This window comes from Acidovorax sp. GW460-11-11-14-LB4, from assembly GCF_059423685.1.
In genome coordinates, this window is sequence record NZ_JBWKYJ010000095.1 from 1 (window position 1) to 14,720 (window position 14,720).

Here is a 14,720-nt window from a genome sequence, read left to right on the forward strand (position 1 = left end):
CGCCTTTTCTTTGGTGACTTTCTTTTGGCGAAGCAAAAGAAAGTTACTCGCACGCCGGGCGACTCCCGGCCTCCGCCCTCAACCGAGGCATGCGGCCCAAAATGCTCCCAAGAGCCCCCCAAAAACAAAAACGGCCAGCGCCCGCAACCCAGGCACCAGCCGCTCCAAAAAAAGAAGCCCGAGCTCAAGCCGCGAGGATCAGCTTCTCCAGCTTCACAGCATCCACCGCAAACGCCCGAATCCCCTCAGCCAGCTTCTCGGTCGCCATCGCATCCTCATTCAGCGCAAACCGGAACCCCGCCTCGTCATAGTTCACCGCAGGCAAGTCCATGCCCTTGGCAGCCTCTGCATCCAACGCCCGCTGCAACGGTGCATCACTCGCAGCCAGCTGCGCCAACAGCTCGGGCGCAATGGTCAACAGGTCGCACCCGGCCAGCGCCGTGATCTGCCCCACATTGCGGAAGCTCGCGCCCATCACCTCGGTGGCAATGCCAAAACGCTTGTAGTGGTTGTAGATCTGCGTGACCGACTGCACGCCCGGGTCGTTGGCGCCTGCGCGCGCGGCCTCGTCCCAGCTCGCGCCTGCCTGCTTTTTGTACCAGTCGTAAATACGGCCCACAAAGGGCGAGATCAGCTGCACCTTGGCCTGGCCGCAGGCCACGGCCTGGGCAAAAGAGAACAGCAGCGTGAGGTTGGTGTGGATGCCCTTGCGCTCCAGCTGGGCGGCCGCCTGGATGCCTTCCCACGTGGCCGCGATCTTGATGAGCACGCGGTCGATGTGGATGCCTTCTGCCTGGTACAGCTCGATGATGCGCTCGGCGCGCGTGACGGTGGCGCTGGTGTCAAAGCTCAGGCGGGCGTCCACTTCGGTGGAAACACGGCCGGGCACGTGGGTCAGGATCTCGCAGCCAAAACGCACCAGCAGGCGGTCGATCACCTCGCCCATCGCACGCCCTTGCCACTTGGCGACGGTGTCCTTGAGCAGCGGCGCGTATTCGGGCTTTTGCACCGCCTTGAGAATCAGCGAGGGATTGGTCGTGGCGTCCTGCGGACGGAACTGGGCCAGTTGCAGAAAGTCGCCGGTGTCGGCAACCACGGTGGTGAACTGTTTGAGGGCGTCGAGTTGGTTCGTCATGGCGCCATTATTCCGCATTGGTCCGGGCGCCTTCGGTACTACCAACCACCGATACGCCGTGGGCCCCCAGGCTCAGCTGCACCGCGTCGCCCACAGCCAGCACATCATCCAGGTCGGACGACACCACAAAGATGTGGCCCAGCGCGGTCTCGAAGGTGTATTCGTACACGGCGCCCAGGTAGGCCCGCTTGTCCAGCCGCGCGGGCAGCAGGCCCGCGCCCTGGCGGTGAATGCGCCAGGCCTCAGGGCGCACCGCCACCTTCACCGGGCCGCTCTTCACCGCCATGCGGGGGCGCAACACCAGTGGGCCGAGCGCCACCGTGCCGTCAGCGTCGGCCACGGCCGGGAACAGCATGGCCTCACCCATGAAGCCCGCGACGAATTCGCTGTGCGGGGTTTCATACAGCGCGCGGGGCGAGCCCTTTTGTGCAATCAGGCCCTGGTTCATCACGATGATCTGGTCGCTCACCGCCATGGCCTCGGCCTGGTCGTGCGTGACGTAAGCCACCGTGAGCGACAGGCGCTGCTGCAGCGCACGGATCTCTTCGCGCATCTCGCGGCGCAGGCGCGCGTCGAGGTTGGACAAGGGCTCGTCAAACAGTAGCACCTCGGGCTCCAGCACCAGCGCGCGGGCCAGGGCCACGCGCTGCTGCTGGCCACCAGACAGCTCGCTGGGCAGGCGGTCGTCATAGCCCACCAGGCCCACGCCGCGCAGCGCCTCCACCGCCTTGGTGCGAGCCTGCTCCTTGGGCTGGCCCGACATGCGCAGGCCGTACATCACGTTCTCCACCACGTTCATGTGCGGGAACAACGCGTAGCTCTGGAACATCATGCTCACATTGCGTTGCGCGGGGCCCAGCGTGGTCACGTCCTGGCCTGCGATGAAGATCTCGCCCGAAGTGGGCGATTCCAGCCCCGCAATCATGCGCAAGGTGGTCGTCTTGCCGCAGCCCGAGGGACCGAGGATGGTGGTGAGCGTGCCGCGCGGCACCTCAAAGCTGATGCCCTTGACGGCCAGGGCCGCGCTGCTGTCGCTGCCGTAGCGCTTGGTGATGTTGCGGAACACGATGCCCGCGTCATTGTTGTTCATGGCGTGTTTTCTTTTTTCAAAGGGGGTCAGTGCGCAGCGGGAGCGGCTCCACGACGGCCCAGTTTGCGGTCACCCACCAGCAGCTGAATGAGTCCGATGGAGGCCGACATAAGGACGATGAGCACCGTGCAGTACGCCAGCGCCACGCCATAGTCGCCATTGCCCACGCGGCCGATGATGTAGGTGGTGGCCAGCTCGTTCTCGGCGGTGACCAGGAAGATCACCGCGCTCACGGTGGTGATGGCACGCACAAAGCTGTAGACCAGTGCAGCCACCAGGGCGGGCTTGAGCAGCGGCAGCACCACGTGGCGCAACGTCTGTACGCTGCCTGCGCGCAGCATGACGGACGCCTCATCCAGCGACCGGTCGAGTTGCTTGAACGCCGCCGTGCCCGCCCGCACGCCCACCGGCAGGTTACGGAACATGAAGCACAGCACGATGATGAGGGCGGTGCCCGTCAGCTCGAACGGCGGCACGTTGAACGCCAGGATGTAGCTCACGCCCAGCACCGTGCCGGGAATGGCAAAAGCCAGCAGCGCTGCAAACTCGAACGCGCCCTGCCCCCGGAACTCGGTGCGCGCCAGCAGCCACGCAATGCCGATGCCCAGCGTGGCCGTGAGCGGCGCCGAGATGGCGGCGAGCTTGAGCGTGGTGAAGAACGAGTTCCACGCCGTGCCCGCCCACACCACACCAAACTCGCCCCATTCCACGCTGAACGCAGTACGGAAATGCGCCAGCGTGATGGTGTAGTCGCGCCCCCAGGTCTGCACAAAGCCACCGGCCAGCGCAAACAGGTACACGATCAGGGTGAACGCCATCCAGGGCAGTGCAATGGAGTGCACCACGCGGCGCACGCCGGTGGGCAGCGGCATGGCGATGCCCGCATCGCCCTTGCCCGATACAGTGGTGAAGTTCTGTTTGCCCAGCAAGCCGCGCTGGATGGCAAACACGGTGAGCGCAAAGAACGTGAGGATCCAGGCCAGCGACGCGGCACGGCCCTGGTCGTACTGCGCACCCACGATGGCAAAGAAGATTTCGGTGGACAGCACCGAGAACTGCCCGCCCACCACGATGGGGTTGCCGAAGTCGGCCATGCTTTCGATGAAGCCCACCAGGAACGCATTGGCCAGGCCCGGCTTGAGCAGCGGCAGGGTCACGGTCATGAAGGTGCGGTGCGGGCTGGCACGCAGCGTTTGCGCGGCCTCTTCCAGGCTGGGCGCCACGCCCTGCACCACGCCGCGCATGATCATGAAAGCAATGGGTGTGAAGGCAAAGGTCTGCGCCACCCACACGCCCAGCCAGCCGTAGAACCAGCGCGACGGCGTGATGCCAAACGCGTATTCCAGAAACTGGTTGAACACCCCCGCACGGCCGAACAACAGGATGAGCCCCAGGCCCACGACAAACGGCGGCGTGATGATGGGCAGCAGCGCCACGATGTTCAGCGGCCGCGCATAGCGGCGCGAGGCGCGCTCGGCCATCAGGGCCATGAAGGTGCCCAGCAGCGTGGTGCTGGTGGCCGTCATCAAGCCCAGGAACAGCGTGTTCCAGGCCACACCGCAGCGCTGGCCGCCCGCCAGGCACGACAGGCTGAAGTTGCGCTCGTGCGCAATGCGCTCCCACACCACGGCCAGCGAGAACGGGCCGTCCTCCAGAAAAAACGCAGCCGACAGCGCCTTGAGCACCGGGAACACGATGAACAGCGCCAGCAGGCTGCCGCAGGTGAGCACGGCCGCAGCCACGAACAGGTCGCCCTTGAAGAAGCCCCGCCGCGCCACCCCGAAAGACAGCAGCACCAGCAGCGCCGACAGCACCACAAACCCGCCCCAGCCCATGCCGGGCTGGCGCGCGCCCAGTTCGCCCAGGCTGTTGTTCATCCATTCAAACGCCCAGCCGCGCGCGCCAATCGCAAAGCCGCTGAGCAGCAGGGCCGCCAGCCCCAGCGCACCCCCCGCCACCAGCAGGGCACCCTGCTTGCGCCCGGCGGGCAGGCAGGCCCCCAGGCCCGCCACCACCAGCCCGGCGAGGCCCAGCCACAGCCAGGGGCGCCCGAACAAGGCCGCCTGCATCAGCCCGTTGGCCGCCTGCTCGCTGCTGAAGACCTGGCCCACCGCCAGCAGGCCATTGGCGTCCTGCTGTGCATACCAGGGGAACACCAGGTACCCCAGTACGCCCATGGCCAGCCAGACCCACAGGGGCCGGTTGACCGAGGCACCGGGAGTCCTGGTCCGAAGGGTTGCGTGCGCCGCCGCTGCTGCCGACACCACCACCCCTTAGCGCGTTGCGTTTTGCACGTCTTTTTCCCAGCGCGCAATCAGGCGGCGACGCTCGGCGCTGGCGCCGTATTTGGCGTAGTCGTAGTTGATGAGCTTCATCTTGGCCGGATCGGTCATGCGCGGGTCTTTGGGCACCTGCGTGTTGCTGGGCAGCTGGAACTGCTTGGCCGCCAGGCCAAACTGCTGACCACCCGGCGTGAGCGCCCATTCATAGAACTTCTTGGCGGCCTCGGTGTTGGGGCCGTTCTTGACGATGCTCATGGAGCCCACCTCGGCGCCGGTACCTTCAGAAGGTGTGACCGAGCCCACGGGGAAGCCGTTGACCGCCTCGGTGGTCACGTCGTGCACGAAGCTCACGGACACCGTGGTCTCGCCGCGTGCAACCGCCTTGACAGGCGCCGTGCCTGAACGGGTGTACGCGCTGATGTTGGGGTGCAGGGCCTTGAGGTATTCAAACGCCTTTTCCTCGCCCATGATCTGCACCAGCGTGGCGATCATGGTGTAGGCGGTACCGCTAGAGGCCGGGTTGGCCATCTGCACCTCGCCCTTGAATTCGGGCTTGAGCAGGTCGGCCCACGACTGGGGAGGGTTGAGCTTGCGCTTGGCCAGCAGTTCCTTGTTGTAACCAAAGCCCAGCGGGCCCAGGTACACGCCCACGGTGCGGTACTTGGAATCCGCCGCCTGCTTTTGCGCCCAGGGGTAGAGCTGTGCGAGCTGGGGAGACTTGTATTCGAGCGTCAGGCCCTGCTCGGCTGCCTGCAGGTGCGGGTCGCCTGTGCCGCCAAACCAGATGTCGGTCTTGGGGTTGGCGCGCTCGGCATTGAGCTGCGCCAGCGCCTCGCCCGACCCCTTGGCCGTCATGTTGACCTTGGTGCCGGTGGTCTTGGCGTACACCGTGGACATCAGGTTGCACCACTCGGCCTGCACCGAGCAGATGATGTTGACCTGGCCCTGGGCCCAGCTGCCCGATGCAGCGGCCACAAGGGCCGCACCGGCCAGAAGTTTTGTCAGCAAGGGTTTGCGCATGGAAGGCTCCTCAGTATCTGGATAACGTGATGGAGGATGCTATGCGTGCAGGGCTCGCCCGGGCCAGGGGGGAAACGCCCAGGCCCCGTGCAAGCAGGTTGAAAGGCAGGGATTGCGCGGGCCCCATACCTTTGGGAACCGAGTTACATTAAACGCAGATGGCCCCACCACCGCGCGCACAGCCGGTGGATGAAGCGTCCACCCAAGCCCTTTCCAAGGCCCCCTGCGCAGCCTGCCCTGCCTTCACAGACTGACATGCTCGACCGCATCACCGCCTCCCTGCCCTCGCTGGCCCCCGCCGAACAGCGCGTGGCCAAGCTGGTGCTGACCGACCCCCGCACCTTCGCCCGCCTGCCCGTGCGCGAGCTGGCCGAGCGCGCGCATGTGAGCAAGCCCACCGTGGTGCGCTTTTGCCGCAGCATGGGTTACGACGGGCTGGCGGACTTCAAGCTCAAGCTGGCAGGCAGTGTGAGCGAAGGCGTGCCTTTCATCCACCGCAGTGTGGATGCAGACGACAAGACCGGTGACGTGCTGGTGAAGGTGGTGGACAACGCCGTGGCAGCGTTCCTGCAATACCGCAACGCGGCCAGCACCGTGGCCATCGAACGTGCGGCCGAGGCCATTGCCGACACGTGGAAGAAAGGCAAACGCATCGAGTTCTACGGCGTGGGCAACTCGGGCATCGTGGCGCAGGACGCACAGCACAAGTTCTTCCGCCTTGGAGTGACCTCGATTGCCAGCAGCGACGGCCACATGCAGGTGATGAGCGCCACCCTGCTGGGCCCAGGCGACTGCGCCGTGATCATCTCCAACTCGGGCCGCACCCGCGACCTGATGGACGCGGCAGACATCGCCCGTCGCAACGGGGCCACCACCATCGTCATCACCGCCAGCGGCTCGCCCCTGGCCAGCACCTGCCAGATCCATCTGGCGGCCGACCACCCCGAGGGCTACGACCGCTACAGCCCCATGGTGTCGCGCCTCATGCACTTGCTCATCATCGACGTGCTGGCCACCTGCGTGGCATTGCGCATTGGCAGCTCGCTGCAGCCGATTCTGCAGCAGATGAAGGAAAACCTGCGGGCCAAGCGTTACGCGTAAATCCTGGCCATCAGGCCAGGCCGGCCCACGCCTTCTCAGTCCAGCGTGACATCCGCTTCGCGGATCACCTTGCCCCACTTGGTCGTTTCGGCCGCCAAAAAGGCGTCGCACGCCTCGGGCGTGGTGCCTTCACCAAAGGTGCCCATGGTGTCGAGTTTGACCTTGGTTTCATCACTCTGGATGATGGCGTTCACGGCGTCCGACATGAGCTTGACGATGTCGCGCGGCGTCCCTGCGGGTGCAATCATGCTGGCCCAGGTACTGCCCAGCATGCCGGGCACGCCTTGCTCGATGAAGGTCGGCACGTCAGGCAACATGGGCAAGCGCTTTTCGCTGGCCACGCCGATGAGGGTGATGCGGCCTGCCTTGGCGGGCTGGATCAGGTTGGGCGGAGGGTCGAGGAACAAGGGCACCTGGCCGCCGAGCAAGTCCGTCAACGCCGGGGCTGCGCCGCGGTAGGGAATGTGGACCATGAAGGTCTTGGTCAGTGACTTGAGCAACTCGCTGGTCAGGTGCGCGGCAGAGCCTGTGCCTGATGAGGCAAAACTCACCTTGCCAGGGTTGGCCTTGGCATAGGCCACGAGTTCCTTCACCGTCTTGAACGGTGCATTGGGCGCCACCGCCGCCACCAACGGAGAAACACCCAGCAGCGACACGCCCATCAGGTCCTTGCGCGGGTTGTAGGGCAGCTTGGGGTAGAGCGTGGTGTTGGCGGTAAAGGCCGGAATGACCACACCAAAGGTGTGACCGTCCGGGGCGGACTTGGCGACGGCATCCACGCCGATGATGCTGTTCGCACCGGGTTTGTTGTCGATGACAACCGGCTGGCCGAACTGCTTTTGCAGGCCCACCGTTAGCAGACGCGCCATCTGGTCGGTAAACCCGCCCGCCGTGTAAGGCACGATGATGCGAATCGGGCGGCTGGGCCAACTGGTTTGGGCCAGCGCTGGCAATGCAGCACTGGCCAGCGCTGCGCCGGTGGCCTGGACAAGCCTGCGACGGGAAAGGAATGTGGTCATGGTTTTGTCTCCTGCTGATTTATAGGTATAAAAAGCAGCGTCAGCGCTCATCCAATAAGCGCCAAAAGCTATATTTTTGATAGCATTCAGATCCCATCGAATGGGCTGTGCCTGTGATCTGCGGGGCTCAGACGGCCTTGACCAGTTCAGGCACAGCCGTGAACAGATCCGCTTCCAGCCCGTAGTCGGCCACGCTAAAGATCGGCGCCTCAGGGTCCTTGTTGATCGCCACGATCACCTTGGAGTCCTTCATGCCCGCCAAGTGCTGGATGGCACCCGAGATACCGGCAGCCACATACAACTGCGGTGCCACGATCTTGCCGGTCTGGCCCACTTGCCAGTCGTTCGGTGCGTAGCCTGCGTCCACCGCTGCGCGGCTGGCACCCAGGGCGGCGCCCAGCTTGTCGGCCAGGGGCGTCATGACTTCGTCGAACTTTTCCTTGCTACCCAGCGCACGACCACCGGAGACGATGATCTTGGCGGCGGTCAGGTCGGGGCGGTCGCTCTTGGCGATTTCGCTGCCCACGAAGCTGCTCTTGCCTGCGTCGGCCGTGGCGGCGGCGGTTTCAACTTGTGCGCTGCCACCGGTGGCGGCTGCGGCGTCAAAGCCGGTGGTGCGCACAGTGATGATCTTGACGGCATCTTGGCTTTGCACGGTGGCAATGGCGTTGCCGGCGTAGATGGGGCGCTCGAAGGTGTCGGCTGCTACCACCTTGGTGATGTCGCTGATCTGGGCCACATCGAGCTTGGCCGCCACGCGGGGAGCCACGTTCTTGCCGCTGGCAGTCGCGGGGAACAGGATGTGGCTGTAGTTGGATGCGATGGCGAGCACTTGGGCGGCGACGTTTTCTGCCAGGCCGTGTTCCAGGCCAGGGGCGTCGGCGTGGATGACCTTGGCAACACCGGCTATTTTGGAGGCGGCTTGTGCAGCAGCGCCGGCGTTGTGGCCGGCCACCAGCACGTGCACGTCGCCACCACAGGCGATGGCAGCGGTCACGGTGTTCAGCGTGGCGCCCTTGATGGACGCGTTGTCGTGTTCAGCAATAACGAGAGTTGTCATGAGAGTCGTCTTTCTCTTGAATCTGGGAGGGTGCCCGCATCAACCTTGGTCGTCGATCAACCGGGGCCGATGCGCGGGACACCGAGGAAGGGCCGCCCCGCACCGAGGGTGTCGTCCCCCTGGGGGGAAGGCGCGAAGCGACTCAGGGGGGTCAAATGACCTTCGCTTCGTTCTTGAGTTTTTCGACCAGGGCGGCCACGTCGGCCACCTTGATGCCAGCGCCGCGCTTGGCGGGCTCGGTCACCTTGAGGGTCTTCAGGCGCGGAGCCACGTCCACGCCGAGGTCTTCGGGCTTGACGGTATCGAGCTGCTTTCTCTTGGCCTTCATGATGTTGGGCAAGGTGACGTAGCGGGGCTCGTTCAGGCGCAGGTCGGTGGTGATGACGGCGGGCAATGTCAGGGCCAGGGTTTCCAGGCCGCCGTCCACTTCGCGGGTCACGCTGACCTTGTCTGCAGCCAGTTCGACCTTGCTGGCAAAGGTGGCCTGGGGCAGGTCTGCCAAAGCAGCCAGCATCTGGCCGGTCTGGTTGGCGTCGTCGTCGATGGCTTGTTTGCCCAGGATGATGAGCGAGGGTTGCTCTTTGTCCACCAGGGCCTTCAGCAGCTTGGCCACTGCCAGGGGCTGCAGTTCCACGTCGGTCTCGACCAGGATGGCGCGGTCGGCGCCAATCGCCATGGCAGTGCGCAGGGTTTCCTGGCACTGGGCCACGCCGCAGGAGACTGCGATGACTTCGGTCACCAGGCCTTTTTCTTTCAGGCGCACGGCCTCTTCAACGGCGATTTCGTCAAAGGGGTTCATGCTCATCTTCACGTTGGCGATGTCCACACCCGTGTTGTCCGACTTCACGCGGACCTTCACGTTGTAGTCCACCACGCGCTTGACAGGGACGAGAACTTTCATGGTTGGGTCTTTCTGAAAAAACAGGAAATCGATCAGTGCGACAGCGTGCGGTGCAGGTCGCGCAACTCGCGCTTGAGTACCTTGCCGATGGCGCTGCGCGGCAGCTCATCAATGAAATGCAGCGCAGCCAGCCGCTGCGTTTTGCCCGCCCGAGCGTTGTACCAACCCATGATCTGGGCGGCGTCTTCGGTGGCACCCGGCCGGCGGCACACAAAGGCCACCGGCGTCTCGCCCCATTGTTCGGAGGGTACGCCGGTCACGGCCACGTCCTCCACGGCGGGGTGCTTGCGCAGCTCTGCTTCGAGGTCGCTGGGGTAGATGTTGAAGCCGCCGCTGATGACCATGTCCTTGCGGCGGTCCAGCAGGGTCAGAAAGCCCTGCGCGTCAAACCGGCCCACATCGCCCGTGCGGATGAAGCGCTTGCCGGTGGCATCAAACCACTCGGCCTCGCGCGTCTTGTCGGGCTGGCGGTGGTAGCCAGTCATCATGCCGGGCGAATGGCCCACCACCTCGCCGGTGGCACCGGGCGGCAGTTCGTTGCCGTCTTCATCAATCAGGCGGATGTCGCTGGTCGATGCAGGCTGGCCCACGGTGTGCAGCTTGTCGGGGTGCTCTTGCGCCGCCAGGATGCAGGTGCCGCCGCCTTCTGTCATGCCGTAAAACTCGTACAGCGCGCCCGGCCAGCGCGCCAGGATGTCGGCCTTGAGCTCGGCGCGAAACGGCGCGCTGGTGCAGAACTTGGCACGAAACGATGACAGGTCAAACTCGCCAAACTGCGGCAGCGCCATGATGCGCTGGTACTGCACCGGCACCAGCATCGAATGCGTGGCGCGGATGTCCTGCGCGGTCTGCAAATAGCGCAGCGTGTCAAACTTCGGCATGAGGCGCACACTGCCGCCCCAGCACAGGCCGGGGAAGAATGACACCAGCGTGGTGTTGGAATACAGCGGCGTGGCCAGCAGCGTGACACTGTCCGGGCCGTAGCCCTGCGCCAGGCCGCGCACCAGATGCGCCCAGCGCATGCCGTGCGATTGCACGATGCCCTTGGGGTTGCCGGTGGTGCCGGAGGAATAAATGATGTTGAACGGGTGCTCGGGCCCCACGTCCACCGGCTGCGGTGCGGCGCCTTCGGGAGCGAGCCATGCGCTCCACGGCGTGCCCGCGCCGGTATCGTCCAGCGTCACCAGGGGCAGCGCAACGGCGCTTTTCATCACCGCAGGCGGCACCGCCGCCCTGCCCTGCGCATCGGCAAACAGCAGGCGCGCCTGGGCATCGCCCAGCATGGACGCCATGGCCTCGGGCGTGACGGAGGGTGCCAGCGGTGCCACTACCACACCCGCACGCAGGGCGCCCAGGTACACGGCGGCATAACGCACAGACGACGCGGCGCACACGGCCACCACATCGCCCGAGTGCAGGCCCGCCTGCTGCAACGATGCGGCCACGCGGTCCACCAGGGCATCGAGTGCGGCCCATTTCAACGCGGAGTCGTCATCGGCCAGGGCGCTGGCCTGCGGGCGCTGCCGCGCGTTGTCACGCAGCAGATCGGAGACCCGGCGAAAAGGGGGCAAAGGGGCAGAGGCAGTTGCGTTGGTCATGGCCCAACTTACTCGAAGACGATGCCCTTGTCGCGGATCACCTGGCCCCACTTGGCGTAATCGCCACGCACGCGCTTGGCCATCTGGTCCGGGCCCTGGTAGTTGGCGATGGCACCGGCGTTGAGCAGCTTGTCCTGCACTTCCTTGTCGGCCAGCATGGCTTTGACTTCGGTGCTGATGCGATCAACCACATCCTTGGGCGTACCGAGCGGGGCCATCAGGCCGCCCCACGACACGGCATCAAAGCCCTTGAAGCCCTGCTCGGCAATGGTGGGCACGTTGGGGATCACGCCCACGCGCTGCGGCGAGCCCACGGCAATGGCGCGCAGCTTACCCGTCTGGATATGGGGCAGCGCTGCCACGAGGTCGGCATACATCATGGGCACCTGGCCGCCCAGCGTGTCGGTGATGGCGGGCACACCGCCCTTGTAGGGCACATGCTCCATCTCGAATTGACCCAGCTGCTTGAGCAGCTCCATGCTCAGGTGGCCAAAGCTGCCCACGCCCGAGGAGGTGTAGTTGAGCTGACCTGGCCGCGCCTTGGCGTGGGTGATGAGCTTTTGCAGATCGGTCACGGTGGGCATCTGCGCCGGGTTGACCACCACCACGATGGGCAGGTCATACACCGTGGCCACCGATACGAAATCCTTGGTGGTGTCGTAGCCCGCCTTTTTGTACAGGTGCGGCGCCAGCAGCGTGGGCGTGGCCAGCATCATGAGCGTGTAGCCGTCGCCAGGGGTCTTGGCGATCTGCTGCGCGGCAATCGAGCCCGACGCGCCCGCGCGGTTCTCCACCACCACGGGCTGCTTCAGCCGCTCAGCCAGCTTCTGGCCGACGATGCGCGAGGCCGTATCGGTGGGCCCCCCTGCCGGGAAGGGCACCACGAGCTTGATCATCTTGTTGGGCCAGGCCTGGGCGTGTGCCGGAGCCGCGCCCAGCAGGCCAAGAGCCGACACAGCCGCAGCCGTTGCAAGCACTGCGCGACGCGAAAAGGCGGCAGGGAAAAGAGAGTGTTTCGTCATCAGAGATCCGTTTTTACTTTCAGCTTTTGTGCTGGCCCACGCCCGACGTAACCGGCGCTGCCCAGGCGCGGGCGGCCGCGCAAGGGCCGCCCCGCCGCGCTGGCTGCGTCCCCCTGCCCGCATGGCGCAGCCATACGAGAGCGGGGGGAAGCCGCGCAGCGGCTCAGGGGGGTGTTAATCGAGCTTTGCGCCAGAAACCTTCACCACCCGCTCCCACACCGGCGCGTCCTTCTTGAACTGGGCGCTGAACTGCTCGGGACTGCTGCCAACGGGGATGAAGCCCATCTGCTGGATGCGGTCGCGCACTTCGGGCATCGCGATCACGGCCTGCAGCTCAACGCCAAGCCGGGCTACGACTTCGGGCGGCGTCTTGGCGGGTGCGCTCATGCCCACCCAGCCCGTCACCTGGAAGACCTCGTCCTTGATACCCTGCTCGGCCATGGTGGCCACTTTGGGCAGCGCGTCCATGCGCTGCGCGCCGGTCACGGCCAGTGACTTGAGGCGGCCCGATTCGATGTACGGCCGGGCCGACTGCAGGCTGGCAAACGCCATCTGGAACTGCCCGCCCACGAGGTCCTGCAGCATGGGGGCCTCGCCCTTGTAGGCCACATGGTTCATGTCGGCCTTGTGCTTGTCGGACAGCCACGCACCAGCCAGATGGGCGTATGAACCCATGCCCCACGAGCCATAGGCGATCTTGCCCTTGTTGCGGTCGATGTAGGCCATCAGCTCCGCTGCGTTGTTGACCGGCAGCTGCGGGTTGACCAGCAGCACCACCGGCGCCAGCGCGATCTGCGTGATGAGGGCCTGGTCCTTTTGCGGCTGGTACGGCAGGCGGTCGTACAGGAACTGGTTGATGAGCATGGTGGTGCCCAGGGACACCAGCAGGGTGTAGCCGTCGGCTGGCGACTTGAGCGCCTGGTCGGTGCCGGTCACCCCGCCGGCTCCGCCGCGGTTGTCCACCAGCACAGGCTGGCCCAGACGGGCCGAGAGCTTCTCGCCCAGCGCGCGGGCGGTGATGTCGGTGGCGCCACCGGCCTGGTACGGCACGATCAGCTTGATAGGCTTGGCAGGCCAGGCGTCCTTGCCCGCCTGGGCCAGGGCCGAGCCCAGCAGGCCGGTGCTGATGAGGGCGGCCAGGCCCTGCAGCACCCTGCGGCGGGGAATACGGAAGAAGTTCATGTTTGTCTCCGGATGGCAATAGGAAAAGGTCGATAGCGCTTTTTCTGTAAGCGCATTTCGCTATCTTTTTTATAGCTATTAAAGCGGGGGAAGTGTGAGCACACCCTTGTCGCGCAGGGCCTGAAGCTCGGGCTCTGGCAGTTGCAGCAGCTGCTGCAGCACATCGCGCGTGGCGTCGCCCAGGGTGGGCGGTGCGTTGCGGATGGGCAGGCGCTGGCCATCCAGCCGGTAAGGTGGCGCGAACACATGCGTGGTGCCCGCTACGGGGTGTGGCATTTCCTGCAACAGGCCGCCGCGGCGCGTGCGCTCGCTGGTCAGTGCCTCATGCAGGCCGGCCACGCGGCCGCAAGGGATGCCTGCAGCGGTCAGGCGTTCGAGCAGCACATCACGCGGGAAGCTGGCAATCAACGCCTTCATCTCGGGCAGCAAGGTCAGTCGATTGCGGGCACGCTCGACATTGGTGGCAAAACGCGGGTCTTCCACGATATCCGGGCGCATCACCACCTGACGGCAGAACTTGTCGAACTGGCTGTTGTTGCCCACGGCGATGATGAGCGGACCGTCCTGTGCCTCGAACATGCCATAGGGCACGATGGACGGGTGGGCGTTGCCGTAGCGCTGCGGGTCATGGCCCAGCAGCATGGCGTCCAGGCCGTAGTAGCCGGTGATCATCAGACCGCAGTCGTACAGCGCCATCTCGATGTGGCGGCCCTTGCCCGTACGCTCCCGCCGGAACAGCGCGGCCAGCACGGCCTGTGCCGCATACATGCCGGTCATCATGTCCACCGCGGCCACGCCGAACTTCAGCGGGGGCTGGCTGGCCTCACCGTTAATAGCCATCAGACCCGCCTCGCCTTGGATCACCAGGTCATAACCAGGGCGCTTGGCCTCGGGGCCGGAGCTGTCGTAGCCCGCCACCGAGCAGTAGATGAGGTCGGGCTTGATGGCCTTGAGCTGCTCGTAGCCCAGGCCCAGCTTCTCGGCGCCGCCGGTCTTGAAGTTCTGGACCACCACGTCGCACTGCGGCAGCAGGTCGCGGATGATCTTCACGCCTTCGGGCGTCTGCAAATCCACCGTGATGGACCGCTTGTTGCGGTTCATGCTGTTGTAGTAGGTGGTCTCGGTCTTGCCGATGCGCATGCCCCAGTCGCGGGTGTCGTCACCCCGGCCGGGGTGTTCCACCTTGATGACGTCGGCACCAAAGTCGGCCAGTACCTGGCCGCACAGCGGGCCCGCAAACACACGCGAGAGGTCAAGCACGCGCACGCCGTCGAGCGGGAAGTCCATGCCCTCGGGCAATGGGGGGGTGG

General features: G+C 65.3%; 12 protein-coding genes. 1 reads left to right on the plus strand and 11 read right to left on the minus strand.

What is annotated here, in order from left to right; translation table 11 throughout:
• Positions 1–184: 184 nt before the first annotated feature.
• The 4 genes from tal to AC07X4_RS22040 form a co-directional block, all read right to left on the minus strand.
• Entirely contained in the window at positions 185–1,135 is a 951-nt protein-coding gene (gene tal / locus AC07X4_RS22025; RefSeq protein ID WP_494741315.1) for a transaldolase, read from the minus strand.
• 7 nt (positions 1,136–1,142) lie between these two features.
• Positions 1,143–2,225, minus strand: coding sequence for an ABC transporter ATP-binding protein (locus AC07X4_RS22030; protein ID WP_192422387.1), 1,083 nt, complete (start codon positions 2,223–2,225; stop codon positions 1,143–1,145).
• Positions 2,226–2,251: 26 nt separating this feature from the next.
• Positions 2,252–4,402, minus strand: coding sequence for an ABC transporter permease (locus AC07X4_RS22035; protein ID WP_494741316.1), 2,151 nt, complete (start codon positions 4,400–4,402; stop codon positions 2,252–2,254).
• Positions 4,403–4,498: 96 nt separating this feature from the next.
• Positions 4,499–5,527 (minus strand): ABC transporter substrate-binding protein, encoded by a 1,029-nt coding sequence (locus AC07X4_RS22040; RefSeq protein WP_121943770.1) that lies wholly within the window; start codon positions 5,525–5,527, stop codon positions 4,499–4,501.
• Positions 5,528–5,782: 255 nt separating this feature from the next.
• Here AC07X4_RS22040 and AC07X4_RS22045 point away from each other — a divergent pair, with 255 nt between their 5' ends.
• The gene (locus tag AC07X4_RS22045; RefSeq protein WP_056058413.1) at positions 5,783–6,628 is read left to right on the plus strand and encodes a MurR/RpiR family transcriptional regulator; all 846 of its coding nucleotides are present in this window, start codon (positions 5,783–5,785) and stop codon (positions 6,626–6,628) included.
• Positions 6,629–6,663: 35 nt separating this feature from the next.
• Here the strand turns inward: AC07X4_RS22045 and AC07X4_RS22050 are convergent, their stop codons facing one another.
• From AC07X4_RS22050 to AC07X4_RS22080, 7 genes are all read right to left on the minus strand, one after another.
• Positions 6,664–7,647 carry a tripartite tricarboxylate transporter substrate binding protein gene (locus AC07X4_RS22050; RefSeq protein ID WP_494741317.1) on the minus strand — a complete coding sequence of 328 codons (984 nt, stop codon included), beginning with the start codon at positions 7,645–7,647 and terminating at the stop codon, positions 6,664–6,666.
• 127 nt (positions 7,648–7,774) lie between these two features.
• Positions 7,775–8,707 (minus strand): electron transfer flavoprotein subunit alpha/FixB family protein, encoded by a 933-nt coding sequence (locus AC07X4_RS22055; protein ID WP_494741318.1) that lies wholly within the window; start codon positions 8,705–8,707, stop codon positions 7,775–7,777.
• A 151-nt stretch (positions 8,708–8,858) separates the two neighbouring features.
• Positions 8,859–9,608, minus strand: a complete 750-nt coding sequence (locus AC07X4_RS22060; RefSeq protein ID WP_494741319.1) for an electron transfer flavoprotein subunit beta/FixA family protein — start codon at positions 9,606–9,608, stop codon at positions 8,859–8,861.
• Between the two features lie 32 nt (positions 9,609–9,640).
• On the minus strand, positions 9,641–11,206 hold the full coding sequence (locus AC07X4_RS22065; RefSeq protein WP_494741320.1) for a class I adenylate-forming enzyme family protein: 1,566 nt from the start codon (positions 11,204–11,206) through the stop codon (positions 9,641–9,643).
• 8 nt (positions 11,207–11,214) lie between these two features.
• Positions 11,215–12,228, minus strand: coding sequence for a Bug family tripartite tricarboxylate transporter substrate binding protein (locus AC07X4_RS22070; RefSeq protein WP_494741321.1), 1,014 nt, complete (start codon positions 12,226–12,228; stop codon positions 11,215–11,217).
• 174 nt (positions 12,229–12,402) lie between these two features.
• A complete protein-coding gene (locus AC07X4_RS22075; RefSeq protein WP_494741322.1) occupies positions 12,403–13,410 on the minus strand; it encodes a Bug family tripartite tricarboxylate transporter substrate binding protein in 1,008 nt (335 codons plus the stop codon).
• A 78-nt stretch (positions 13,411–13,488) separates the two neighbouring features.
• Positions 13,489–14,697 carry a CaiB/BaiF CoA transferase family protein gene (locus AC07X4_RS22080; RefSeq protein ID WP_494741323.1) on the minus strand — a complete coding sequence of 403 codons (1,209 nt, stop codon included), beginning with the start codon at positions 14,695–14,697 and terminating at the stop codon, positions 13,489–13,491.
• Positions 14,698–14,720: the final 23 nt, after the last annotated feature.